Here is a 25,968-nt window from a genome sequence, read left to right on the forward strand (position 1 = left end):
GTCGGGGATCGGGGGCCAGGAGGAAAATCAAAAGGCAAAAGCCAGAACAGAGAGCAAAGATGTAATGGTTCATTGGATTGGCAATCATGGCCCCCGATCCTCTCACCCCCTCGCCCACTGGACGCGGGCGAGGGGGAGCACGGATCGCATGATTGATTCCCCCTCGCCTCGCGGGCGGGAGAGGGGGCTAGGGGGTGAGAGGATCAAAACGTGGTTAACCTCATCAATACACATAGAACATAGGGTTTGAGACTCGTGGTGTTGGGTTAAGGGCATCTCATCAAACCAATCTGTGGAATCTGTAGCGAAAACAACCTTCGCGATCTTCGCGTACTTCGTGGTTTCAACATCGTGGCTTAACCTCAAGGATTAACCAACTTCTCACCAAAACAGGACGATTAGCCAACATTTTTTGCTCAAGCCTTTGTTACAATAGATACACGATTATTGTCAAGATTCATGAAGGGTAGCCCATGGCTTCATCAAGCAGTTTTATCATCGTTCTTTTAGTAGTGGCATTGATTGGCTGGTTAGCAACTGTCCAGTGGATTCGTACTCACGAACGTTTCTCCGACCGCATCAAGCGCCTGTTGGTGCTGCCTGCCTGGTTTCCATGGATGGGCGCAGCACTTGGTGTACCGGTGATGCGTGGCGATCTGCCGCTTGGTGATTTTGGCAAGGCGATTGCTAGTTTTGTGGTTGGCTTGGGCGTATTCTGGCTCACCCGCCGCGAAGCCTAAAGCGTTTACTCACCTCTCTGCACCTCATTCCACCTACCTATTCAGCAATTTTTTAGCAGCATGACGCTGCTGGCTTCAACCCATGGTTGCATTATTGCATCCATGGGTTTGGGCATGGCTAGTCCCTGAATAGGAACAATGGGGCGATAGTCATTCCTTAGTTGTATGCAAAAATTAGCATATCGTGATATGATTATCCTATTGCTGCTTAGACAGGAATCGTGCAGATGCTTGAAAAACGAACTTTAGCTCAAAGCTTACATCTTCCACGGCAATGGCCGTATATGTTTCGGGCGTTAAATCACCGCAATTTTCGCCTATTTTGGTTTGGCCAACTAATTTCGCTGATTGGCTCATGGATGCAATCGCTGGCCTTGCAATGGTTGGTTTACCAAATAACCGGCTCGGCATTTGCCATGGGCACGGTTGCTGCCTTCACCGCCTTGCCAGTCTTGCTGCTTTCGCCCTTCACTGGGGTCTTGGTTGATCGCTATTCCAAGCGCTGGGTGGTGTTTTGGGCCCAAATGGCCGCGATGATTTCATCGTTGACCTTGGCAATTTTAACCTTCAGCGATAGTGTGGTTTATTGGCATGTGTTGGCTTTGGCCTTGGTCAATGGGATGGTTAATGCGGTGGATATGCCAGCACGCCAAGCATTCACCTCTGAAATGATCGGCAATCGCGATGATCTGATGAACGCGATTGGCCTCAATGCCTCGATTTTCAACGGCGCACGGGCGATTGGCCCAGCAGTTGCTGCGATGTTGGTGAGTGCTGTAGGCTTGGCTTGGGCCTTTTTGCTCAATGGCTTGAGCTTTATCGCGGTATTAATTGGCTTGATGATGATGACTGGCCTAATTGCGCCAGCGCCACGCAAAAGCAATAGCTCATCGGTTAATGATTTTATGGATGGCGCGCGCTATGCCTTGCAAACGCCCTTGATTCGGATCATTTTGCTGCTGGTGTTGGTGCCAAGTATTTTGGGTTTTGGCTATACCTCGTTGCTGCCAATTTTTGCCGACCAAATTTTGGTTACTCCGCTGATTCCTGAAGGCTCGGCCCGTTTGGGTACGATGATGGTGGCCAATGGAATTGGAGCGTTGCTGGCGGCGTTGCGGGTTGCGCGCACCAATGCCCAAACTAATCGCCGCAAGTTATTGCTGAATGGCGCATTGGGCTTTGGCGTAGGCATCTGTTTGCTAGCGCTCAACCGCTCGTTTTGGCTGGCCTTGCCAATTATGACCTTCACTGGCTTTTCGATGGTCAGCTTTTTGGCAACCGCCAACACCATTCTGCAAACCACCGCTGTCGATAGCTTGCGTGGGCGAGTGATGGGCTTTTATGTGATGACATTAGTTGGTTTGGGCTTGGTTGGCAGCTTGCAAGCAGGTTTTGTGGCCGAACATTGGGGCACGCCAATCGCAACTGGGATTGGTGGCTTGGCCTGTGTTGTTTCGGCCTTGCTTGGCTTGCGTTCCAAAGCCTTGTTGAGCTTGGTTCCGCGCCGCGAGCAAGCCTGATTGGAGGTACGCAATGGCGCGTGCGAAAGCGCAGTGATCGTTTTGTAAGCGATCACTGCGTTCTTAGTTTAACGACAGACAAACAAACCAACTGCTTTTTGAATTGGAAACACACCTTGGTTGGCGGCTAATTGCTCGCTGACCAACTCGCGACATAGCTCTAAAGATTCCTCGCTTAGGCGTTGGGTTGAGCGCACATACTCCACAATTGGCTCAATTTCGGTAACAGCCAAATTATTATCAAAATCGATGCGCTCGACCTGAGCAAATTGCGTTTGCAGCAATTCCGCTCCATTTTCGAGGGTGAAACTTAAGCTAAATGGGGTTACATCGGCGCTAGGATCGACTGCTTGAATCAGCTCTTTAATTTCGTGTATATGCTGCTTGCCGTTGGTGGCGGCAAAAAATGTGCCATTTGGCTTGAGCACGCGCCGAATTTCGGCCAAGGCCAGGGCTTGGTCGGCCACGTGATAGAGCATATGGTTGGCAATTATCACATCAAACGAGCCAGCGGCAAATGGCAAATAATGGGCATCGATTTGGCTGAAATTGAGCTGCCCAAGCGCGCTAAGTTGAGCTTTGGCCGTGTGCAGCATGCCCAGCGAATGGTCGCTAAAGCTAATCTGCAACTGGCCTAGATGGTTGCGCTGCTCGTGCCATAAACGCCCAGTGCCGCCGCCAAGCTCCAAAACTCGCCCTTGCTTGGGCAATTGCATGGTTTCCCACAGCCAATCGACCCAATCTTGTTGGTTGGTGCTGAATCGCTCGTGAATGGCAATGCGGGCTTGGAGATTATTGCTGCTGCCATATTGCTTGGCTAATTGCTGGCGCATGGTCATAATCAAGCTCTCCCAATAAACAATCCTAGCCTTGGAAAATATGCTGATTGTGGTAGCGTAAAAAGGCTGGATCAGGCTGAAACCGAGCAGGCAGTTCGATCTGCCGTTGATCGTAGGCCAATAATAGATCGTTTGTAGCCGAATTAGCTGAGGATTTGATGAGGGTTGCGGCGACCTGAATCCGATAATCAGGCGTAATTGTGATGAGGCCACGATCAAAAGCCCGATCATGCAGTGTGTTCAAACAAAGTCCGTTGTGCGGATTAACTCGTTGTTCAGCAGCATGTGCCCAAGGCACAATGTGGCTCGCATTTAACAAACTCGAAATAGTTAAACCAGTAATGCAGCAACGCTGATCATAGGCAGCGAGTACCATTTTACGAAAAAAGTGCTGATTAACCCGCACGCGCCGAAGTTGTTCACGCTCTAAACCTTCAATGATCGGCAGTTCGATCAGGCTAATCTCAGGCTCTGCTGGTGCTGGCTGCAAGCTTGCCAGCAATTGTTCACTTTCAAAAGCCAACGCTTCCCAATTGTTATAAAACTCATTCCACACCGCTACATCAGCTTTACTGCCATGGCTGGCTCCCGCAATGCCACGCTGTTTTAATGCTGGATCAAGGCTAGCAAAATTTGATAACTTGAATGATACTGCTCCTGGAGAACGATTGATTAGTTGAGCCAAGGCAACTATTTGAGGATTTTTAGCATTGATCTTACCAAAAGGAATTTTACAATAAAGATTGAAGGCTAGAATTAACTCATCACGTTGCCAAAGGTTTCTGCTCATTGCCGTTCCTCTCTCCAAAAAACAGCAGCCGCAAATAAACTTATTTGCGGCTGCTTGCTGGCCTAAACCTGCTCGCTGCCAGTGGCGAGGTAGTAGAACAAGGCCATGCGCATAGCAACGCCGTTGGTAATTTGGGTTTCAATGACTGAATGCGGGCCGGTTGCTACATCGGGCATAATTTCAACGCCTTCGTTCATCGGGCCTGGGTGCATCACAATTACATTGGAGTTGGCGCTGGCGACGCGGGTCGCATTCAAGCCAAAGCGGCGGCTATATTCGCGCAGCGATGGCAGCAATCCGCCTTCCATGCGTTCGTGCTGCAAACGCAAGGCCATCAGCACATCAGCGCCTTCGGCGGCGTGGTCGAGGCTATGCGAGATTTCAACATTCGGCCAAGTGCTTTGCCAATATTTGGCTGGGCCAATCAGGGTTGGCGGGCCACAAACCACGACTTTCGCGCCCATTGTGGTGAGTGCCCACAAATTGGAGCGCGCCACGCGGCTATGCAGAATATCGCCAACGATCACGACTTTTTTATCGGCCAGCTCGCCCAGCCGTTCGTGCATCGTGAAGAGGTCGAGCAAGGCTTGTGATGGGTGGGCATGGCGACCATCGCCGCCATTAATCACTGAGCCACGGAAATGCTGGGCCACCAAGTAGGGCGAACCACTTTGACCATGGCGCATCACAATATAATCGGCTCCTAGCGCTTGCACCGTGCGCACCGTATCAACCAACGATTCGCCTTTTTTGACGCTGGTATCCTTGGCTCCGAGGCTGAGCACATTGGCCGAAAGCGCTTTGGCGGCTAGCTCAAACGATGAACGAGTGCGGGTGCTATCTTCCCAAAACATATTGACCACAATTTTGCCGCGCAAGGTTGGCACTTGCTTGACTGGGCGCTCCAAGATGTCTTTCATCTGGGTGGCAATGGTCAACAAGCTGCGTAGTTCGTCGGCACTCCAATCATCAAGATCAAGCACATGCCGGCGGCGCGGAGTAGTGGTTGGCGAACTCATAGAAATTCTCCATCTTATAGCAAGTTGCATATTAAGCAAAAGCGCTTAGGTTGTGGCCTAAGCGCCTTGATTCGTTAGCGACGGGCTGGCAATGCTGCTCGCCAGCGTAACGCCGCTTCAATAAAGATGTCAAGCTCGCCTGCAAGGGCGGCTTTGGGATTGGTGTGCACAGTTTCGGTGCGCGGGTCTTTGATGGTTGAGCGTTTGCCCAAGTGGTAGCTGCGCACCACCGAACCCCAAGCATCGTCGCTTGGCTGAATAAAATCGTCGAGCTTTTTCATGGCCAAGCGGGCTAGAAGCAGGCTATGCAAAAGTTCGCGCACTGCCCGCTCGCTACCTGCGCAGGCAAAGACCGCCGCGCCACTATAGCGATGGATTGCGCGACCAGTTACCCGCAACTTGCGCAAAAAGTAGCCATCGGCGCGGGTATTGTTGACAGTTGTTTCGATTTCGCTGCTCGCTGGGGCTGGCGTATCGTCGGTTGGCACTGGCAAGACCGTTATTTGTACTTGGGTCACCGTTTTGAGCCGTGGCTCGCCGCCAGTTTCTGCAATGCGATGGGTGCCTGCCTCGCTGCGCAATAAGCCAAACGCCCCTGAGCCGCTAACCTGCAACGTTACCCGAATCAAAGTATCTTCTGCTGGCGTTTCGTCGATGACCTTGGCCTCAAAGCGCTTGCCCAGCGACCATTCCAAGTAGGCGTTGGCCAAGTTGCGTACCCAGCGCAAGCCCGCTTGGTCGCTCTCCAGAATGATATAGGCATCGTGCCAATCTTCTGGGTTGCTGAACAACATTTCTAGCTCGGCAAAGCGCAACTCGCGTTCGAGCCGTTTGGCCATGCGCATCAGTTCGGGGAACAAACGGCGTTCGTTGCGCTCGCGAATGCGTTGCAATAATTGCGCTGCATCGTCGTACAAGCGCCGCAGATCGTCGCAACGGCCAACCCGCCGTGCTACATTGCTCAACTCGGCCAGCAAAAACTGGGCTTGATCGTGATCATCCCAAAAGCTGGGGCTGGACATTTCGTCCATCAGCTCGGTTTGGCGTTCGCGGGCCTCGACCACATTCAACTGCGCGATCAGATGATTCAGCCGCTTGTGCAATTGCTCGATAAACAGCGCCGCTTCTTCGACGGTTTGGGGCAATTGCAGCGCTTGCTCCTCGGGTGAGGGCAACAGCGGTTCATCATCATCATTGGCCACCCACGAAGCCTTAATTTGCTCGCGGGCAACGTACAAGCGCAACAAGCCATTGGTTTGCTCAGGGCGGGTCAGCAACGCCGAGGCCAAGGGATAGGTGACCATCTTTTCGATTTGGCGCTTCAGATAGCGTGCTCCATAGCGAATGCTGTAGCCATGTTTGAGCAAAATATCGAGCACTGCATCGTCAAGCTCAACCTGCACGTTGCGCCGCACCAAGCCTTCGCGTTCGAATAATTTGCGCATTTCGCGGGCAGCAATTTTGCGCATATCGCTCTGCGACAGTGGCTTGAAGAAAATCACGCCATCAAGCCGATTGATAAACTCTGGCGAGAAAAATTCTTCAGTTTCGCGCAAAACCCGCCGCTCAACTGCTTCGATGCCTTCGCGGGCTGCAAAACCCCACGTTTCGCCTTGTACAATCGTCGCGCCAAAATTGCTGGTCATAATGATGATCGTATTGCGCAGGTTAATTTCCTCGCCCATCGCATTGACCAAAATACCTTCATCGAACAATTGCAAAAAGCGATTGAAAATCGAGCGATGGGCTTTTTCAAATTCATCAAGCAGCAGTACTGCAAATGGCAAATTGATCAGCGCCATGGTGAGTTTGCCACGGCGCTCTGCATCGCTATCGCCCCACGTGCGGCCAAATAATTGGGCAAAATCGTATTCGCCGCTGTAATCGGCCATATTGAAGCGCACAAAGCGTTCTTCGCTGCCAAACAAGGTCGAGGCCAAGGTTTTGGCTAGCTCGGTTTTGCCCACGCCGGTTGGCCCAAGGAAGAAATAAACGCCCATTGGCCGCGCCGGATCGTGGAGCCGTGCTTTGAGCAAGGCCAACTTTTGCACCATGGCGATGACTGAAGGATCTTGGCCGAGCACGCGCTCGCTGAACGAACGGCGCAAGGCAATTTCATCGAAGCGCTCATTTTCATCGAGCAATAATTTGGTGAGGCCAGTGCGGTTGCCAAAACATTCGACCACATGGCGCGGCAGCACTTCTGGCTCCTGCTGGCGTTCAGCCAAGAGCAGCGAATCTTCCAGCAATTCAATCGCCTTGCCAGGAAAGGCTTGGTTAAGAATAAAGCGGCCAGCAATATCGATCGCGGTGGCTTGGCTGGCTGGCTCAATAGTTGCTCGGTTGCGATGGCGTTCGGCCACGTGCTGCACAATTTCGGCTACTTGCTCTGGCTTTGGTATCGCCAAGTGAATCGAGGTAAACAAATCGGCGAACGATTCGCGATCAGCAGCAATCGCCTGCCAACGATCTGGCCGCGCTTCGGCGATAATTTTCAATTTGCCATTGTGTAAATTTGATTCAAGCGCAGCGGCCAAATCATCATCATCATCATCGCCACGTTTGACCCCAGCGCCAACCGCCGCATGAATATCGCGAATAAACAGCAACACAGCGCCTTGCTCGGCCAATTTGCCAAACAAGGTCGAGAGATTTGCGCGCCAGCCCTCGCCAAATTGCAAGCCAGCCAACAACGAAGCAGGAGTCATCTCATACATCGGCAAATCGCGCAATTTTTCGGGCATCTCTTGCGGTGTTTTGACCAAACGGCGCACCAATTCATGCACCAAGGCAGTTTTGCCCGAACGCGCCTTGCCCAAAATAATCGGATTGACATGATCCATCGAGGTTAATAATTGCTGAACTGCCAGCAAATCTTCTTCGCGCAAAAAAGCTGGGCGCAACTCATCGCGTTCGGCGCGAGCGCGCAGATCGATGGTACAGCGGCTTAATAAATTGGCTAGTTCTTCATCTTCGACCATAATTCTCTGCTCATCTAACAATGGTGCAAGTTCATCAAGGGTCGCCAACAATGCAGCGGTTTCGGGGCGGCCATCTAATTGCAATGGTGCCACCGCTGCTCGTTTGCGCCGTGACCCAACGTGCTCCAAAAAGCGTGATGTCCGTCGCCGTCGTCGTGCTTGCCCGCTTCGCCCCATCAGTCCTCCTGCACAATTACAACACTATCTTGGGCTTGATCAATTTCACTGAGTTGGACATCAACTCGCTCATTTTTGGCAGTGGGAATATTTTTGCCCACAAAATCGGCGCGAATTGGCAACTCGCGATGGCCGCGATCAACTAGTACTGCCAGTTGGATGGCGCTTGGCCGACCCCAATCGCTCAATTCATTTAGTGCCGCGCGGATGGTGCGTCCGGTGTAGAGCACATCGTCAACCAACACCACGATTCTCTTGCCTAATTCGGGCAAAATCGTGCGGCCTAAGATTGGCGCTGGCCCACGTGAATGCAAATCGTCGCGGTAGAGACCAATATCCAGCTCGCCAACTGGCACTTGCACATGTTCGGTTTCGGCGATCATGGCGGCTAGGCGACGCGCCAATGGCACACCCCGCCGATGAATCCCGACCAAGGAAACCAAACTTGCTCCAGCATTGCGTTCGACAATTTCATGGGCGATGCGTTTGAGGGCGCGGCGAATTTCCTCGTCATTCATCAACTGTTTGGGTGTCATGCGATCTGCTCCTGCCAACGAACACTATCTGATCCGTCGCGTAATATCTATTGTAGCCCCGATTTGGTGCGAACGCTACCGCACAGCGACCTAGGGCTAATGAATGATTTAGCCGCCCAAGCGAACCCGCACCAAACCTTTAATATCTTGCCATGCAGTTTTAACAATTTTGACCGTCGTGCCCAAATCTTCAATCCATTCAACTGGCACTTCAAAAATGCGATAGCCCCGTTTTTCGGCTTTGAGCAACAGTTCTGTATCAAAAAACCATTCGTTATCGCGCACGGTTGGGATGAGTTCTTGGGCTGCTTGGCGGGTGATGGCCTTGAAGCCACATTGGGCATCACGAAAACGATGCCAAAAGAGCAAGCGAATTAAAAAATTGTAGGCACGTGAGATCATTTCGCGCTTCCATTGGCGCGTCACAATCGCCCCGTGCATCAAGCGCGAGCCAGTGCCAAGGCTATAATCGCTATGAATCAAGGCTGCCAGCAGCGGCGGCAAGGCCCGCAAGTTGGTCGAAAGATCAACATCCATATAACAAAGCACATCGGCATTACTTTTGAGCCACGCGGTGCGCAAGGCTCGCCCACGGCCCCGTTGCTCCAAGCGTTCAAAATCGACCTCGCCAGGAAAGCGGCTGCGCAAATCGTGGCAAATTTGGGGCGTGCGATCGGTCGAGCCATTATCGGCGACCACAATCCGCCAACGATAGGGGCATGAAGCCTGCAAAAAATCACGCAGCGCTAAGACGCTTTGCTCGAGCTGCTGCTCTTCATTCAATACCGGAATCACGATATCAACGGAGTAGTCGGTGTGTGCCATACAACCTCGGAGAAACAACAAACCCCAAGCCGACGATCCGACCTAGGGCATGAGCGAAAATGCGCAAAAATTGCTATTGAGCTACACGCCTTCGCAGCCTCGCCGGACCGCATTTAAAGGACTGCTCGATTATAGTGGGCAGTCTAGGTAGTGTCAATCCTAGATAAGGATGAAGGATGAATTATGAGGGATGAAGAGCAAAAGTCAAAAGTCAAAATGGTGAGTGAACCACGAAGCCCACCTAGAACCACGAGATTAAACTTCGTGCTCTTCGTGTGCTTCGTGGATCAAAAAACTATAGCCACACTCTGCGCCTCTGCGTTAACTTCCCGATCCTTATGTTCTATGCTCTTTGTTCTATGTTCTTTGCGCTTAATCTAAAACGATGCCGCGACACTCGCCAAAGCCAATTTTCGGGCCATCGGCAGTGCCACACCAACCACGCATAATCAGCTCGTCGCCAGCTTGCAAGAAGCGCCGTTCCTCGCCGTTGCTCAGTTGAATTGGCTCCTGGCCACGCCACGTCAATTCCATCAAACAACCGCGTGATTCTTTGCTTGGGCCAGAAATTGTGCCACTGCCCAATAAATCGCCAGGCTGAAGATTGCAACCGTTGCTGGCGTGATGGGTCAGCATTTGGCCAAATGTCCAGTACATATCGCGGAAATTGCCAAGGCTCAGCACCTCGGCTGCTTGGCCCGTCGCGCGCATGCTGGCGGTTTGTAGGCTCACTTCAAGCACCACATCAAGGCCGCCAGCGCTGCGATTGGCTGGGCTATCCAAATAGGCTAGTGGGGCGGGATCGTCTGCTGGGCGCTCGAAGGCAGGGCAGCGATAGGGTTCAAGTGCTTCGAGGGTCACCACCCATGGCGAGATGCTGCTGAGGAAATTTTTGGCCAAAAACGGCCCAAGTGGCTGATATTCCCACGCTTGAATATCGCGTGCCGACCAATCGTTGAGCAAGCAAACCCCAAAAACATGCGTTTCGGCCTGCTCGATGCCGATTGGTTGCCCAAGCTCATTACCTTGGCCGACCCAAAAGCCCAACTCTAGCTCATAATCGAGCAAACGACATGGCCCAAAGCTGGGCGCTGCTGCATCGGGAGCCTTGGTTTGGCCGTGTGGCCGTTTGACCTGCGTGCCACTCACCCGAATCGACGAAGCCCGCCCGTGGTAGCCAATTGGCACATATTTATAATTGGGCAAAAGCGGATTGTCTGGGCGGAACATTGAGCCAATGTTGGTGGCATGAAAAATTGAGGCATAGAAATCGGTGTAATCGCCAATTGCTGCTGGTAATGCCAACTCGGCCTCTGCTTGCGCCAGCAACAGCGGCTCTAACGCTGCTTGCAAGCCCGAACCTTGGCGCAACAGCTTGCTTAATTGCAATCGAATGCTATGCCAAACCGCAGGCGTTAAGCTCATTAATTGATTCAAATTGCTCGCCCGACAGGCGGCCAAAGTAATTTGATCGAAGCCGCTAAAATGTTGGGCAGCTTGCGCTAAATCGAGAATTTCGCTGCCGATTGCCACGCCAATGCGCCATTGCTCTTGGCTGGCTTGGCGGCGAAACACGCCGAACGGCAAATTTTGAATCGGAAAATCGGCTCCAGCTTGGTTGGCACTCGCTACCCAACTGCGCAACGCTGGATCATGGGTTTCGTTCAACATTAATTACTCGCTCCATAGGCCAAGGCTGGCTGCTCGCTAAAACTGGCGAATTCGTTAATTGGCTCTTCGAATGAGCACGAACCAAAGGCAAGCAGCCCACTCTGGCGCACCGCTTGCACATCATCAGCTTCAAACTGCCAATTGCGCCAATCGATTGTTTGCTGGCTAAACCTGATTGCACTGGGATCATGCTCGACCAAGGCTGCCAGAACATCGTGATGGGCGGCCTCTGTTTGGAGCAAGGCGCTCGCTAACAAAAGATTAAGATAGCCATACATCCAGCCCTGATCACTATCCGTTGCATAGGTTAGGTGGTATTCGCCGCGCAACGGGTGATGCAAGCCAGCGGTTGCTTTGAAGGCCACGCCATTGCTGATGCAGGCATGCAAAAAGCGCAAAATGTGCTCTGGCTCAGGAAAAGCAGCGGCGGTGATTCCCCCAGTGCGTAATTTGGCGCGTAGCCCAGTGCTGCGTAGGGCGGCAATTAAGGTGCTTGGGTCGGGATCGTGGGGAATTTCAACGAAGACCGTCACATCAGCGGGCTGCGCTGCATGAATTGCCGCAATCTGTTCGAGGCGTTCGGCTTTGATTTCGGCGCTATCAATAATCAACCAGCCTTGGTAGTGTTGGTTGAGCGCCGGAATTTCAGCAAGTTGGGCTGGCTCGTTGACTAAGAGGCTGATCGGCCAAGGCTGGCTTGGTTGCTTGCCAAGGCTGGCCTGCCATTCTGCAAGCCGGCTATAGGGCAAAATAAAACGCGCTAGATAGCCGTGTTGGTTGCTAGAACGATACGTGGCATAGTTGCTGGTGGCTTGATCCATGCTCAAAGCAGCTGGTGGAAAAAGCCCTGCATAGTCGATTAAGCCCGTCAACAGTGGTTCCCAAATCGGTGACATAGCCAAAATCCTCCACGTCATTGTGGGACATACGATACACGCTCATACTGCAAGTGTACGTGAATTGAGGATTAGGGGCAAATAGGCTGATTGCTTTCCATCGCAAAACCGAGGCTCGGTCTAAATCCAGAGACTGATGTCAAAAGTCTAAAGTTATGGTCAAATAAAGCTAGCCCTCCAATTCAAGTGGCAAACAATCTCGTGGTGCAAAGGAGCCAAACCAGCAATGGATGAACGTCGATTAGTTCGGGTGAGTAAATATCTGAGTAAACATCTACGCCATCAGCCAGAGCGGTTGAGCTTGACTCTTGAACACGGTGGTTGGGTTGCGGTCGATGCCTTATTAGCGGCTTGTGAAGCCAATAATTTTGCCATCACCAAGGCCGAGCTTGAGCAAGTTGTGGCTCAAAACAACAAACAACGGTTTGGCTTCGACGAAAGTGGCCAACAAATTCGCGCCCATCAAGGCCATACGGTGACGGTCGATCTCGGGCTGGTGGCCCAACAACCGCCAGCAAGGCTCTATCACGGCACGGCTAAGCACAATTTAGCCACGATTTTGCAAACTGGGCTGCGGCCTATGCAACGTCAGCATGTGCATCTTTCGCTCGATCGGGCAACTGCTTTGCAGGTTGGCGCACGCCATGGCCAAGCAGTGCTATTAATCATCAAGGCCGCAGAACTCTGCAATGCTGGGCAAGCGTTTTTTTGCAGCGACAATGGCGTTTGGCTTACCACTGCCATTGATCCAGCCTATCTGGAGCTAGCGAGCGAGGCTCGTTAGGCGCTTCTGAAGCGGCAGATCGGGCTATGCTATAATACGCCCATCGCGCTTTGGCCACCCATGATCCAGCAACATCAAAGAATTTTGGCTGATGTTTTGGTTCTGCGTGGGTAGATAAGGGACTTGCTCATGCCATTTGTAGACATTCTCTTGCTGCTATTCGTTGTGATTGGGCTTTTTTACGGGTTTTTTCAAGGCATGTTAAAGGTGGGGATTGCGATTATCGTCTTTTATCTGACGGTTGTGCTTTCATCACTCTATTTTCGGCCATTAGCCTCGTTTATAAGCAAAAATTCGACAACACCATTCCAAGTTCTGGAAATGTTATCATTTTTGACTTTATTGTTCGTTTTGTTTTTTATTCTGCTTGCCGTTGCAAGTTATACCTTTCGGTATCTTAATGTTGGTGGTAAAGCCCAATTTATCGATAAGGTGATTGGTTCATTCCTTGGGTTGATTCTTGGGGCAATGATCGCCAGTATTTTTGCAATGATGTTGCGGTATTTATTTGCGACAAATGTAGCAGCAGTCCTCGATTACCCAGCGATGAAATTTTTGCAATCGAGCACCAGGGCATCAGTCTTAAAAGATGTATTTTTAAATATTATCTTGCCGCTGATTTATGCACCAATTAGTCCAATTATGCCCGGAAGTGCCGATGAATTATTCCGTAGTGTTCAACGGTAATCGTGCGGTGCTTGTTGCACTTGCAATAGAAGAAGTTTCGTGATGATATCAGAAGTTGTACTCCAAACCCTTGAATTTGATAAAGTTCGTGATCAGCTTGCACGTCATGCTGCGTTTAGTGCAAGCCGTGAGTTGGTTGCGCAACTCCATCCATCAACCGATGGGCAGTGGGTTCTCCAGGCGCAAATTCGTACCAGTGCCGCCCGTGCTTTAATTGAATCGTTTGCCGATGTCTCAATTGGCGGTGCTCGCGATGTTCGCCCTGCGGTAGAACATGCTCGTCGTGGTGGGATTCTTGAGGCGAGTCGGGTGCAAGAGATTGCTTCCACCTTGGCGGCAATGCGCCGCTTGCGTGGCCAAGTTTTACGCAATCATCCTGATTTTGTGCCGTTGCATCCCTTGGCTGAGCAACTGCCAAATTTAGCTACGCTTGAGCACGAAATTGAACGCACAATTGGCCCCGATGGCGAAGTTTTAGATAGTGCTTCTGCTGAATTGGGCCGTTTGCGCAGCGCTATTCGGGTGGCATTTAACCGTTTGCAAGAACGTTTGCAGGCGATTATCAATTCATCGCAATATGCCGATGTGTTGCAAGAGCCAATTATTACCGTCCGTGATGGTCGCTATGTTGTGCCGGTTAAGGCTCCGCAACGCCGTGCCCTGCGCGGGATTGTCCACGATCAATCATCATCTGGCGCAACCTTGTATATCGAGCCATTGGCCACGGTTGAACTCAATAACCAGTGGCGTGAGCTGCAATTAGCCGAACGCGAAGAGATTCAGCGCATTTTGGCAGCACTTTCGGGCAAAATTGCCAGCGAAGGCATGCCGATTATTATTGGGGTCGAGGCAACCGCTGAATTGGATTTAGCCTTTGCTAAAGCCAAATATAGCATAAGCCTGCGCGCTAGCCAGCCATTAATCAATACGCCTGCCCCAGCAGATGATTTGCACCCAGAATCGACAGTTTCGCTGTTAAAAGCCCGCCATCCGTTGCTCAACCAAGATGTAGTTGTGCCAACCGATGTTTGGTTGGGCGGCCCCACCCAAATGATTATTATCACTGGGCCGAATACTGGTGGTAAAACCGTTGCGCTTAAAACAGTCGGTTTGATGTCCTTAATGGCCCAATCCGGCATGCATATTCCAGCTCATCAAGGCTCGCGCTTACCCATTTTTGGCAAAATATTTGCCGACATCGGCGATGAACAAAGCATCGAACAAAGCCTCTCCACTTTCTCCTCCCACATGACCAACATTATTCAAATCTTGGATCGGGTGACTCCTGATTCGTTGGTGTTGTTTGATGAATTGGGCGCTGGGACAGATCCGGTTGAAGGCGCAGCGTTGGCGCGGGCAATTATCGAACGCTTGCTGAATGTTGGCTGTCTGGCCATGGCCACCAGCCACTATGCTGAACTCAAGGCCTTTGCCTACAGCACCGATGGGGTTGAAAATGCCTCAGTTGAGTTCGATGTTGAAACCTTGTCGCCAACCTATCGGCTTTCAATTGGCTTGCCAGGCCGCTCGAATGCCTTGGCAATTGCTGAACGCTTGGGGCTTAAACGCGATTTGATCGAACGCGCTCGGGCCACGATTAGCCGCGATAATGTGCAAGTTGAAGATTTGCTGGCCGCGATTCATCGCGAACGCTCAACCGCTGAAACCGAAGCCGCCCGCGCCTTGGAATTGCGCGAAGATGCAGAGTTAGTCCGCGATCGCCTCAGCCGCGAATTGTATGAGTTTGAACAAGATCGCGAACAGCAATTAGCTAGTTACCAACGCCAACTTGACGAAGAATTGCGCGACGTGCGCGCCGAATTACGCCGTTTACGTGATGAATTTCGCTCAGTTTCGGTTAGCCGCCAATGGATGGAGCAGGCTGAACAACGCCTTAGTCGGGTTTCTGAACGGGTTCCCCAAGCTCCTACTCCACCCAAAGCCAAACCTCCGGTTGTTCCCAAAGTTGCAATTGCACCTGCTCCGCGCACAATTCAAGTTGGCGATCAAGTGTTTGTTAGCAGCGTTAAGCTTTCGGGCGTGGTCTTGGATTTGGATGAAGAGGCCAGCGAGGCCGAAGTACAATTGGGCGGTTTTCGGCTGCGCGTCGATTTACGCGAGTTGCGTTTAGAAAAAGCTGGTACTGCCCCAACCCAAGCGGTGCAAAAATATATGCCTGCTCAGCGCATGATCAATACTCCACCACCGCCGCCAAATGTTTCGATGCAGCTCGATATGCGTGGTTGGCGCGCCTCAGATGTAGAAAATCAGCTCGATCACTATCTCAACGATGCCTATTTGGCCAACCTTTCGGAAGTGCGTTTGGTGCATGGTAAGGGAACTGGAGCCTTGCGCCAAGTCGTACGAACCTTGCTCAAACGCCATCCTTTGGTCGAATCGTACAATAGCGGTAGCCAAGGCGAAGGCGGCGATGGCGTAACGATTGCCAAAATGTCCACTCGTTAAACCATAACAGGGTTGAGTCTGCTCAGCCCTGTTGCTATTTTAGGAACCATGGTATGTATGTTGTACCCTTCGACCGCGATAGCTATCAAAGCATCAACCAACACCTGTTATGGCTTAGTTTGCTCAATGCTGGCTGGAGCGTTTGGGAAAACTATCAGCGTTTGCTGCTGAGCGATGGGCTTTTGATTGGCGGACTGTTGGCTGGCTATACAATTCTCATTGCCTGGCTGCGCACCCAAAGTTTTCATCGCCGGCGCTTGGTCATCGATGGATTGTTGATTGTGCTGAGCATTGTCATGGGCATTATGGGAACGCTGCTTTTTATCAACATAAGCTCAATTGGCTTGCCATGGCCATGGTTACGCCAAATTAGTGGGATAGTTGGATTATTGCTTTGGCAACAATGGCGCATGATTTCGACCGAAGCAAGTTAATTGTGCTGCCAAAGAAGCACTTTTTTGGTATGATCTCTGCAAGCTAGCGATTGTGGTTTTCAGCCAAATCTAGTGTGGAGCCAAGACGGCATGATGTATTCGGCAACGTGGTTACGGCAGCGCCATCGGCGGGTGATGCGTGGGTTACGAACATATTTTGGCGTGCAATTGGTGCTCTCGGTTGGTGGTGCATTGCTGCTCTATTGGCTTGGCGAGCGGCCTGTTTCGCCATTAATCATCGTTAGCGGGATTCTAATTGGGCTTTTGCTTTTGCCGCAGGCGCGGCGTTGGTTGAGCTGGCTGTACATCCCAAGTTTATTGCTCACCGATTTGGTCCATGTGACGGCCTTGTTGTGGCTGACTCCCGCCGATGCCTTACAACGCGGCAGTTTATGGGCTTTGGCCTATATTCCGCTCTTGGTTGCTGCTGGGCGTTGGTGGAGCTATAGTGGCGGCGCAATGGCCCTGATTGCGATGTTGATTGCCGATGCTGCTGTGCTGTTTGGGCGTTTGGCGTGGCGCGACGCGTTGCCAGTGTTTATTTTTCAAGCAGTGACCGCAGCGCTTGGCACATGGGCGGCAGCGCATAACGAATGGCGCACGCGCCGCGATTTGCTGCATAGCGAAGCTTTTAATCTCAGCGAATCGCGAGTGAAGGAGCTAACCAAAAGCTACCAACAAACGATTCAGCAATTGCAAAGCCTGCGTGAAGCTCCCGAAGCAATGGCAATCGACCAGCTGCGCCAACAATTGCATCGCAGTTTGCGCTCGGTTGGTGGCCTGCCCTTGGCCCAACGTACCTTGCCCGAGGCCTTGGCCGCCGAATTGCGCACCCTCAAAACCGAAGGCAATTTGAACATCAATTTCACATGTGATGGCCATTTGCCCGTGCTCTCGCCAACTGCTACCGCCTACCTTTGGCGCGCCGCCCAAGAATTGCTGAGCAATGTACGCGAACATGCCCAAGCCCAACAGCTGAATGTTGAATTATATGGCGATGATGCTGTCGTCGTTTTGCAGGTTCGTGATGATGGCGTTGGCTTTGACCCTGAGCAATTGCGCAACGATCACCATTATTCTAGTTTGGCGGCGCTGGCGACTCAAGCAGAAATGCATCGTGGCAGCTTCGAGTTGCAATCGGTTCCGCAGCAGGGCACAACGATAACCTTGCGGGTTGAAGGCCAGCATTAAGCCCAAGCCTAGGCGCGACTTGGGCTGTTTGGCTTATTCTTTGTCGGCTTCGATCGGCAAACGATATTGGAAATTGCTGCGCCGACCAACTGCCTGACCAATAATTTCGATCACTTGTTGGCGATGATCATCGCGATTGACCACATCCAAATCATCGGTTTCAATCGTGAGCACTGGACATAACTCAAAACGCCGTAGCCATTCATCGTAGCGGTTGTTCAAATGATTCAAATAATCGGCGCTAATATTCATTTCGCTTGGCCGCGCGCGTTTTTTGATGCGCTCCAAAAGCGTGGGCACTGAGCCGCGCAAATAGACCATCAAAGTTGGCGGCGTGGTCGATTGAATGAGCGCTTGATAGAGCTTGCGATAGCTGCGAAAATCGCGATGGCTCATGATGCCCTGCTCCAACAAACCCTTGGCAAACACCTCGTAATCTTCGTAGATCGAGCGATCCTGAATCAGTGAGATCGGCGTATCGGCGATTTCGCGTTGTTGCTCGAAGCGTTGAGCCAAAAACCACATTTGCGAATGAAAGCCCCAGCGATGTTTATCTGCATAAAAATCATCGAGATACGGATGGTCGGCCACAAATTCGTAGTAGGGCTGCCAGCCAAACGCTCCGGCCAATGTCTCGACGAGGGTACTTTTGCCCACCCCAATATTGCCAGCTACGCTCAAATACAAATGCTGGCCGAAAAATGTATGTCCCATTGTGCTTCAATCCTTGTTCACAGGCGAATTGTTGTTCTGCAACCAGTCCATTATAAAGTCAAAAAAGGGATGAAGGATGAAATCAAAAGTCAAAAGTCAAAAGTCAGAATAGAGAGCATAGAACATAGATTAGTACATTGGATTGACAAACGCGTTCCTTCACCCCCAACCCCCTCTCCCACTGGACGCGGGCGAGGGGGAGCACCGTTTTAACCGACGAATTGTGGCAGAACCACAGCGTTAAAGCCCCTCGCCCAGCGGATGGGAGAGGGATTGGGGTGAGGTTATCAGGCAGTGGTTAACGCAATTAACCAATACTCATAGAACATAGGCAATTGAGGATCAGGTGGCAGTTGTTGGGCCAGCAAGAAAGATTTCAATCAACATAATCTGTGGAATCTGTGGCGAAAAAACTTAACCTTCGCGTCCTTCGTGCTCTTCGCGGTTTCAGGCTTCGTGGTTCAAATAGTATGTTATGTGACTGACCCCTAACCCCTAACCCCTGACCCCTCGTATGCTATTTGACAAGGCTGATGGGCACTGCTATAATTTTCAGCGCACATCAGCCGATGTAGCTCAGTTGGCAGAGCAACTGTTTCGTAAATAGTAGGTCACGAGTTCAAGTCTCGTCATCGGCTCCATTCAATCACTCGCTACGGCGGGTGATTTTTTATTCGGCCTTGGCGGGCCTGAACCCTTCACCCAACACCTCAACTGCTTCGGTCATCACCACAAACGCCCGTGGATCGATGTTGTAAATCAGCTTTTTGAGAATTGCAATTTCTGCTTGGCTGATGACGCACATCAATACAGCTCGTTCTTCGCCACTATAACCGCCGCGGCCTTCGAGCATGGTCACGCCCCGATCAAGATCATGCAACACTGCATCGCGAATCGCTTCTGGTTTATTCGAAACAATCAAGGCTGAACGGCCATCGCTAAATCCTTCCAACACAATATCGATCACGCGGGTTTCGATAAAGGCCAGCAACAAGGCATACAGCACTGGCGTTGCGCCGTAAATCCAGCCTGCTGCGCCGAAAACCACGACGCTGGCAATCAACATCGATTGGCCTGGCCGAATGCCACGCCATTGTTGCAACAAGCGGGCGACAATATCGACCCCGCCAGTTGTGCCACCAACCCGCAACACTAAGCCTGTGCCGATGCCACTCAGGACAGCTCCATAGGCGATATAGAGCAACGGCTCGCGCTGCACAAACTGACCCACTCGATTGGCCGTTAAATCAATAAAGACCGAAAGCATAACCGTCGCGAAGACAGTACGCATGCCAAAAACAAAGCCGCCCAAGCGTTTCAATCCGATAATAAACAGCGGAATGTTGAGCGCCAACGACGTTACGCCGATTGGCAAGCCAAACAAGGTTTTGAGCATGGCCGCAATCCCAGTGACCCCACCAAAAATCACATTGTTTGGTTCGAGAAATATATTCAAGGCGAGCGCGATACACAAGGTACCAATCGTCATCACCAAATAATCACGCAGAATGCCGGGAATTTGTTCGCGGCGAATAGCTAAACGGTGCATAAACCCCTCAAGATGCTGATAGCCAACCAAAAAGACCACCTCAATTAGGTGGCGCATCAATGGCTCGCTATCAGGGTAGCTGTTGATGACGCTATCCTACCGCGAAACTATTAATTTTCCAACCCATCTGGCTATACCATTGGTCCTCAGCATGGAAAGGATGAAGGATGAATTATGAGGGATGAAAACAAAAGTCAAAAGGCAGAAGGCAAAAAGAACAGAGAACAAAGAGCATAGAACATAGAACATAGAACATAATCCTAAAAATCTGTGCAATCTGTGGCGAAAAAACAAGCCTTCGCGATCTTCGCGTTCTTCGCGGTTCCGATCCTTCGTGTGCTTCGTGCGCTTCGTGGATCAGCTTTATCATTCGTAGAATTGGCAAATCCTTTAGCCAAAAGCCCTTCGCGCTCTTCGCGTGCTTCGTGGTTAAAACGAACCCCCAACCCCCAAGCCTACAACGGCAAACACAAGGTCAACAGTGTGCCAGCAGTTGGTTGGCTTTGAATCGAGAGTGTGCCATGGATCAGTTGAGTGCGTTCGCGCATGCTGGTGAGGCCAAATCCTCCGCTGGCGGTTTGCTGCACAGTGGCCAGTTCAAAGCCTTGGCCATCATCGCTGACCGTAATTTGCAATTGGCCCGCAGCAACTGTTGAGCGAATTGCTACATGCTGAGCTTGAGCATGCTTCTCGACATTGCTCAGCGCCTCATTGACCACCCGCAGCACTTGAATCGCCATCTCGCTAGGCAAGTTAAGCGCTTGGCCATCGTGGCTATATTGGCTTTGAATAGTGGTGCGCTGCTGAAAATTATCCACCAATTCGGCCAATACATCGTTGAGTACCCGCCCATCAATCGCTGGCGCAGATAAATTCCAGACGCTGCGGCGTAAGTCGTGCAAGGCCGCCAATGCCAAATCGTAGGCTTTTTGGAGCCGCACTTGGGCCTTTTCTGGCTGATGCAGATTGCGCATGCCAGCCTCAATTTGTAAACGCAACCCAGTTAATTGCTGGGCCAGCGTATCGTGAAAATCGCGCGCGAGGCGGTTGCGTTCTGCAAGCGTGGCCGAGAAGCGGGCTTGTTCGTAGAGTTGAGCATTATAAATCGCCAATGCAGCTGCATCGGCAAATGGTTGAAGCGCTTGGCGTAAGGCTGCATTGGCTGGCTCAGCACTCCAGCAGGTCAAACGCCCAATTGCTTCGCCCTTGGCATGCAGCGCTATTTCGAGGTTGTGCAGATTTGGGTCGGGGCTGCCAATGCTCGTCGCAATCCGCCATTCGTCATCTTCGCGCAGCGCAACCGTCACCGCTTGGGCATTGGCAAGGGTGCGGCCAGCCTCGGCTACTTGGGCTAAAACTCGGCCTAATGCTACTTCGCTCGATAATGCGGCGGTAGTGGCGCTAAGTTGACGTAAATAATCACGTTCTTGGGCCAACTCTTGGGCTAGTTGCTCAACTTGCTGGCGAGTCAGGACCGATTGATTGGTCACATAGCCAAACAAGGTGACAAATAAGAGCAAGACGATTTGGCTCGATAAACCAGAGAAGCCCATGCTGTTGAGTGGTAAGCCAGCTAAAATAAAACAGGCACTCATCAAGATTGAAATGAAGCCTGCAATCACGAGGGTTTTGGGCAATGGGTAGGTTCCGGCAATAAACACCATTGGTACCATAAAGGCAATTGGCTGGGTCGTAAAATCGCGACTAATCAATTGCATCAAGGCTGCGAGGCCAAAAACCACGCTAATTAACAATTGCGGATAACGCCGCATGCGTAAACAAAACGGGGTTTCTGCCCAGAAAACCCGTTTGAGTAAGAAATAGCAGCTGCCTGCTGCTATATAAACCCCTAAACGCCAGCCATAGAGGCTGCCATTACTTACGCCAAGAATCAGCGGCACAATACAGGCTACCAGCCCGGCGATAATTCCCGACCACGATAAACTCTGGCCGTGAATCCGATCTTGCAGGGTTTGTTGTTCAGTTGTGGTTGATTCCGGCAGCATCATAAACCATCTACTCGTCTAAATCGGCCTAAATACTATACCATTCTTGGCTACGCTGCCCAACCCCTCGCCCATATTTTAGCTGAGGGGTTTGCGTGTGATCAATGGTTGGGCCTAATTGCTAGCGATATTACCCAATGGTTTGGGCTTGGACGCAAAGCCATAGCGTTGATCAAGCTTTTTGCCTACATACGGCAGAATAAAGAATGGCAAGGAAACTTCTGCTGCAAAGATCCAAAAGTTAATTTCAATGCCCATACGGGCAATCAATTGGTTGAGGGTTGCCACACACACAAAGGCATACGATTGGCTCATCCATTGATAGTGCAAGCGCAGCCAGCGCCGCCCCAAGCGTTTGCGCAAGAAAATGACTCCATAGGCAAAGCTAGCTGAAGCCATGCCCAAGCCATTGAGTACATCAGGTGCAGTAATGCCTTGGCGGCTAATAATAATGCCAGTGCTAAACAAAGTGACCCAACCAAGCAAATAGCCTTTGCCAATCCAGCGGTGAATGTTTGTGCCATTTTGCCAGCGATAGGCCGCCAAACCCGTACCGAGCGCCACCAAGGCCCCAATAATATGCAAAACCAGAAACATTGCCACACCTCACCAGTCAACAAGCGAAATTTCAATATCATGAGTTTAGCAATGTGCGCGGGTTAGGCCATCAGTACTAAGTGTTACAGCTAAACTAGATCAAAAGAACTAGCCGAAGTTAACCATAATGTTGCCTACTATTGTATGTCGGGCAATGCTATCGTATGCCTAATGCTCGCATTTACTCCACGAGGAACCTAGCGATGGATACAGCCCTGCCCCTGATTTCAATTCGCGATATGTACAACCAGAGTTTACCGTTTGGCTCATTATGGCGCGATCAAGCGGCGCTTTTAGTTTTTTTGCGCCATCCTGGCTGCGCGGTGTGTCGCAGCAATTTGCTGGATTTGTATGAGTACACCACGGCATTTCGCATGTTGGATATTAATTTGGCAGTGATTACGATGGCCGAGCCAGCAGCAGCCCAAGCATTTGCTCGGCTCTATCGCCTGCCAATTCCAATCTATAGCGATCCTGAGCGTCAAATTTATCGGGCAACTGGGTTTGGTGAGGGGAGTTTGTATCGCGTGGCCAGCCCGCAGGTGATGTTGCATCAGGCGTGGCAATTTTTGCAGGGGCATTGGGTTGGGGGCGGGCAGGGCCAATCATTGACCCAATATGGCGGTCACGCCTTGATCAAAGCCCGCGCAACCGCCCCAAGTTATATTCACGTTGCCGATCCCATCTATCGCTATCCACCGTGGCAAAGCGTGTTGGAATATACCCAACAGCGTTTTTATGCCAGCGAAGATAGCCTTCCGGCGCTGGCCCGTCAATTGGCCTAAATCCTACCAGCCCTCGTCATCGCCACCTTGGTTATCGGTGGGCTGGCCATCTGCACCAACCGCATAATTATCGTAGAGATCCTCACGATTGCGATCTTCGCTGCGTTTCAATTGGTCTAACTGCCGCTCAGCTTCACCAGGGCTAATGCTTGATGGTGGCGCTTCGGGCCGCTCTGGTGGTTCTTGCCCACCGCCAGGCTCTTGCTCAGGTGGTTCTTGCCCATTCTGCGGCGGTTGATTGGGATCTTGTTGGCCATCTTGTGGCTGCTGCTGATTGGGATCTTGCGGATTCTGCGCTTGTTGTTGCTGTTGTTGCTGCTGCTCTTGAATTTTTTGGGCTAGCTCCAGATTATATTTGGCATCAAGGTCGTCGGGATTGATGCGCAGAGTTTTTTTATAGGCATCAATCGCTGCGTCAAGCTCCTCTAGCCGAAAATGGGCATTGCCTTGGTTATAATAGATAATCGCTTGAGTTGCTGGGTCGGCAGTTTGCAAAGCAGCATTTGGTGCTTCGACCGCACCCAAATAATCGCCCATTTGATAGCGCGTATTGCCCAAATTAACATGCGGTTCGGGCCGATCAGGAGCCATCAAGGCTGCTTCTTTATATTGATTGAGCGCTTGCCCATAAACACCCTGCTCGTAGAGTGCGTTGCCCTCTGCATTAATATCGGCAGCAGACGGTGCGCCACAACCAGTTAGGGCTACTAACAGCAAGCCCGTCGTCACAATCGCTGGTGTTCGTTTCATGCTGTAGCCACCTTTCCTTGATCCAAGCGCCCAACATAGACATCAATAATCAATAAGATAAACGCTAGCCCGGCGAAAAGATAAAAGCGCTCGCTATAAATCCGTCTGGTTTGATCGGCCATATCTACCGGTGCGCTTTGTTCGAGCGCTGTTTGCAACTTGTCGAGATCTAACGAACTGCCATCGAAGTAGGTTCCGCCAGTTGCCGAGGCAATTTGCTCAAGCAAGGGCTGGTTGAGTTTGCTAATTACCCGTTGGCCTTGATCTTCGACATAGCTAATGTTGCCAAGTTCATCATACACCGGAATCTGGCCGCCAGCCTCGGTTGCCATGCCAATGGTATGAATCGTCAGGCCCATTTTGGCGGCTTCACGAGCGGCTGCAACTGCCTCACCATCAGCTTGTGGATCGGAGTCTCCGCCATCGGTAATCAAAATCATTGTGCGGCCTTCGACTTGGCCAATTGGGAACGAGCGCAAGCCTTCGGTGATAACTTCTTCAACATCGGTGCCACCAAGCGAAAGCCCACGTGGGTTGATTGGCTCGACCAAGGAGCGGGCCGCAGCAAGGTCGCTGGTCAAGGGAAATTGCACGTAGCTCGACGAACCAAACATCAGCATGCCCACCTGATTGCCGTCTAAGCGATCAAGCATTGCCAGCACGATCCGTTTGCTGGCATCGATGCGCGAGGGCCGAACATCTTGCGCGGCCATACTGCGCGAGCCATCGAGCAAAATCAGCACTTGCAAGCCGCTACGTTTGAGCGTTTCATCGCCACTGCCCCAAACTGGACGCGCTAAAGCCACAATAATTAAGCCAACAGCACTAAGTTGCAAAGCCATGCGAATTCGGCGTTGGCGCTGTGGCAGCATCGAAAGCAACGAAGCAATTAGCCTAGGATCGCCTAGTGCTGCCCGATCGCGCTCTTCGGCGCGGCGAGCAAGCCAAAACACGCCAGCCAAGGGCAACAAGACCAATAAGAGCCATAAATTTGCAGGAACAAGTGCCATTAGCCAATACTCCGTAGGATCGTATTGCGTAGCAAAATTTCAATCATCAAGAGCAACAGTGCTCCGGCGGCCCATGGTTGCCATGCCTCGGTGTAGCGCACCAATTTTTCGCTGGCAACTTGCGAGCGTTCCATTTTATCGATCGTATCGTATACATCGCGCAAGCCTTGTTCATCGCCAGCGCGAAAGAAAATCCCGCCGGTTTGTTCGGCAATGTCGCGCAGCGCCACTTCATCTTCGGCGGTTGGCGCTGGAATCAGGTAGGTTTCATCGCGCCAAGCATCATGAACAGGATATTCGCCGCCGCCTGGTTTGCCCACCAAGATTGTGTAAACCCGCACATCCAAGGCCCGCGCAATTTCAGCAGCTTGGGCTGGCTCAATATCGCCACGATTGCTTGAGCCGTCGGTGAGCAAAATCACGACTTTACTTTTGGTGGTGCTGTTGCGCAAGCCATTGACCGAGTGGGCTAAGGCAGTGCCAATTGCAGTTCCGTCAGGGCGACGCACCGTTTGCACTTGGCCCAATAAGTTTTGCAAAAAGTCATAATCAAGGGTCAATGGAACTTGCGTAAAGGCATTGCCCGAAAAAACCACCAAGCCAATGCGGTCATCTTTGCGACCTTTGATAAACTCGGCAATCACTTCTTTGGCCACGGTAATCCGATCTTTGGGATCGAAATCGCCAGCCTTCATACTCAGCGAAATATCCAAAGCCAGCTGAATATCGATGCCTTCGCGCACAACCCGCTCGGAGCTTTGGGCATACTGTGGTCGCGATAATACAACGACCAACAAGCCCAACGCGGCAGCGCGCAGCGAAATCAGCAATGGCCGCATGCGAATGCGCCACGATGGCTTGACCCCACGCAACATCCCCAAATCGGAGAAGCGCATGGTAACGACTTCGCCCCGACTGCGGCGATACATGGCCCACCAAACAATCGGCACAATCGGCAACAACCAAAATAACAACGGATAGGCAAATGTCATAAGCAACTC

Annotated in this window: 23 protein-coding genes and 1 tRNA gene; 9 read left to right on the top strand and 15 right to left on the bottom strand. The window is 51.5% G+C overall.

Annotated elements, in window-relative coordinates:
• The first annotated feature begins 473 nt into the window (after nt 1–473).
• Both C5S61_RS05660 and C5S61_RS05665 read left to right on the top strand, forming a co-directional pair.
• On the top strand, nt 474–740 hold the full coding sequence (locus C5S61_RS05660) for a hypothetical protein (protein ID WP_110514110.1): 267 nt from the start codon (nt 474–476) through the stop codon (nt 738–740).
• A 227-nt stretch (nt 741–967) separates the two neighbouring features.
• Complete coding sequence (locus C5S61_RS05665; protein WP_110514111.1) at nt 968–2,260, top strand: MFS transporter; 1,293 nt, start codon at nt 968–970, stop codon at nt 2,258–2,260.
• 68 nt (nt 2,261–2,328) lie between these two features.
• On the opposite strand, the gene C5S61_RS05670 is transcribed toward C5S61_RS05665, so the two are convergent.
• The 8 genes from C5S61_RS05670 to C5S61_RS05705 form a co-directional block, all read right to left on the bottom strand.
• Nucleotides 2,329–3,099 (bottom strand): class I SAM-dependent methyltransferase, encoded by a 771-nt coding sequence (locus C5S61_RS05670; RefSeq protein WP_110514112.1) that lies wholly within the window; start codon nt 3,097–3,099, stop codon nt 2,329–2,331.
• A gap of 25 nt (nt 3,100–3,124) precedes the next feature.
• The gene (locus C5S61_RS05675) at nt 3,125–3,889 is read right to left on the bottom strand and encodes an HNH endonuclease (RefSeq protein WP_110514113.1); all 765 of its coding nucleotides are present in this window, start codon (nt 3,887–3,889) and stop codon (nt 3,125–3,127) included.
• Nucleotides 3,890–3,951: 62 nt separating this feature from the next.
• The gene (locus C5S61_RS05680) at nt 3,952–4,908 is read right to left on the bottom strand and encodes an aspartate carbamoyltransferase catalytic subunit (protein ID WP_110514114.1); all 957 of its coding nucleotides are present in this window, start codon (nt 4,906–4,908) and stop codon (nt 3,952–3,954) included.
• Between the two features lie 74 nt (nt 4,909–4,982).
• Nucleotides 4,983–8,066, bottom strand: a complete 3,084-nt coding sequence (locus C5S61_RS05685; RefSeq protein WP_110514115.1) for an AAA family ATPase — start codon at nt 8,064–8,066, stop codon at nt 4,983–4,985.
• Complete coding sequence (pyrR, locus tag C5S61_RS05690) at nt 8,066–8,602, bottom strand: bifunctional pyr operon transcriptional regulator/uracil phosphoribosyltransferase PyrR (protein WP_110514116.1); 537 nt, start codon at nt 8,600–8,602, stop codon at nt 8,066–8,068. Before pyrR ends, C5S61_RS05685 begins: the two co-directional genes overlap by 1 nt.
• A gap of 108 nt (nt 8,603–8,710) precedes the next feature.
• Entirely contained in the window at nt 8,711–9,427 is a 717-nt protein-coding gene (locus tag C5S61_RS05695; RefSeq protein WP_110514117.1) for a dolichyl-phosphate beta-glucosyltransferase, read from the bottom strand.
• 372 nt (nt 9,428–9,799) lie between these two features.
• Nucleotides 9,800–11,098, bottom strand: coding sequence for a fumarylacetoacetase (gene fahA, locus C5S61_RS05700; RefSeq protein WP_110514118.1), 1,299 nt, complete (start codon nt 11,096–11,098; stop codon nt 9,800–9,802).
• Nucleotides 11,098–11,994 (bottom strand): hypothetical protein, encoded by an 897-nt coding sequence (locus C5S61_RS05705; RefSeq protein ID WP_110514119.1) that lies wholly within the window; start codon nt 11,992–11,994, stop codon nt 11,098–11,100. The genes fahA and C5S61_RS05705 overlap by 1 nt, the downstream gene beginning before the upstream one ends.
• Before the next feature lie 226 nt (nt 11,995–12,220).
• On the opposite strand from C5S61_RS05705, the gene C5S61_RS05710 reads away from it, so the two are divergent.
• The 5 genes from C5S61_RS05710 (at nt 12,221) to C5S61_RS05730 (ending at nt 17,556) form a co-directional block, all read left to right on the top strand.
• Nucleotides 12,221–12,778, top strand: coding sequence for an RNA 2'-phosphotransferase (locus tag C5S61_RS05710; RefSeq protein ID WP_110514120.1), 558 nt, complete (start codon nt 12,221–12,223; stop codon nt 12,776–12,778).
• 129 nt (nt 12,779–12,907) lie between these two features.
• Nucleotides 12,908–13,465: a CvpA family protein gene (locus C5S61_RS05715; protein WP_110514121.1), complete on the top strand. Its 558-nt coding sequence runs from the start codon at nt 12,908–12,910 to the stop codon at nt 13,463–13,465.
• Between the two features lie 42 nt (nt 13,466–13,507).
• On the top strand, nt 13,508–15,931 hold the full coding sequence (locus C5S61_RS05720) for an endonuclease MutS2 (protein WP_110514122.1): 2,424 nt from the start codon (nt 13,508–13,510) through the stop codon (nt 15,929–15,931).
• A 53-nt stretch (nt 15,932–15,984) separates the two neighbouring features.
• Nucleotides 15,985–16,365, top strand: a complete 381-nt coding sequence (locus C5S61_RS05725; protein WP_110514123.1) for a hypothetical protein — start codon at nt 15,985–15,987, stop codon at nt 16,363–16,365.
• 90 nt (nt 16,366–16,455) lie between these two features.
• Entirely contained in the window at nt 16,456–17,556 is a 1,101-nt protein-coding gene (locus C5S61_RS05730; protein ID WP_110514124.1) for a sensor histidine kinase, read from the top strand.
• 33 nt (nt 17,557–17,589) lie between these two features.
• Here C5S61_RS05730 and C5S61_RS05735 read toward each other — a convergent pair whose 3' ends face one another.
• Nucleotides 17,590–18,270 (bottom strand): deoxynucleoside kinase, encoded by a 681-nt coding sequence (locus C5S61_RS05735; RefSeq protein ID WP_110514125.1) that lies wholly within the window; start codon nt 18,268–18,270, stop codon nt 17,590–17,592.
• A 565-nt stretch (nt 18,271–18,835) separates the two neighbouring features.
• On the opposite strand from C5S61_RS05735, the gene C5S61_RS05740 reads away from it, so the two are divergent.
• A tRNA-Thr gene (locus tag C5S61_RS05740) sits at nt 18,836–18,911 on the top strand.
• A gap of 29 nt (nt 18,912–18,940) precedes the next feature.
• On the opposite strand, the gene C5S61_RS05745 is transcribed toward C5S61_RS05740, so the two are convergent.
• From C5S61_RS05745 to C5S61_RS05755, 3 genes are all read right to left on the bottom strand, one after another.
• Nucleotides 18,941–19,876, bottom strand: a complete 936-nt coding sequence (locus tag C5S61_RS05745; RefSeq protein ID WP_205701368.1) for a YitT family protein — start codon at nt 19,874–19,876, stop codon at nt 18,941–18,943.
• A gap of 398 nt (nt 19,877–20,274) precedes the next feature.
• Nucleotides 20,275–21,828, bottom strand: a complete 1,554-nt coding sequence (locus C5S61_RS05750; protein WP_110514126.1) for a sensor histidine kinase — start codon at nt 21,826–21,828, stop codon at nt 20,275–20,277.
• Between the two features lie 111 nt (nt 21,829–21,939).
• Nucleotides 21,940–22,422 carry a DUF2306 domain-containing protein gene (locus tag C5S61_RS05755; RefSeq protein WP_110514127.1) on the bottom strand — a complete coding sequence of 161 codons (483 nt, stop codon included), beginning with the start codon at nt 22,420–22,422 and terminating at the stop codon, nt 21,940–21,942.
• 203 nt (nt 22,423–22,625) lie between these two features.
• Between C5S61_RS05755 and C5S61_RS05760 the strand changes: the two genes are divergently transcribed.
• Complete coding sequence (locus C5S61_RS05760; protein WP_164689250.1) at nt 22,626–23,207, top strand: AhpC/TSA family protein; 582 nt, start codon at nt 22,626–22,628, stop codon at nt 23,205–23,207.
• Between the two features lie 3 nt (nt 23,208–23,210).
• Here the strand turns inward: C5S61_RS05760 and C5S61_RS05765 are convergent, their stop codons facing one another.
• From C5S61_RS05765 to C5S61_RS05775, 3 genes are read right to left on the bottom strand one after another with little or no spacing between them, the layout of a single operon-like run.
• Nucleotides 23,211–23,957, bottom strand: coding sequence for a tetratricopeptide repeat protein (locus C5S61_RS05765; protein WP_110514129.1), 747 nt, complete (start codon nt 23,955–23,957; stop codon nt 23,211–23,213).
• Nucleotides 23,954–24,967 (bottom strand): vWA domain-containing protein, encoded by a 1,014-nt coding sequence (locus C5S61_RS05770; protein WP_110514130.1) that lies wholly within the window; start codon nt 24,965–24,967, stop codon nt 23,954–23,956. Before C5S61_RS05770 ends, C5S61_RS05765 begins: the two co-directional genes overlap by 4 nt.
• Nucleotides 24,967–25,959 carry a vWA domain-containing protein gene (locus C5S61_RS05775; protein WP_110514131.1) on the bottom strand — a complete coding sequence of 331 codons (993 nt, stop codon included), beginning with the start codon at nt 25,957–25,959 and terminating at the stop codon, nt 24,967–24,969. Before C5S61_RS05775 ends, C5S61_RS05770 begins: the two co-directional genes overlap by 1 nt.
• Nucleotides 25,960–25,968 lie beyond the last annotated feature (9 nt).

It is taken from the genome of Herpetosiphon llansteffanensis, from assembly GCF_003205875.1.
GTDB classification, from domain to species: domain Bacteria; phylum Chloroflexota; class Chloroflexia; order Chloroflexales; family Herpetosiphonaceae; genus Herpetosiphon; species Herpetosiphon llansteffanensis.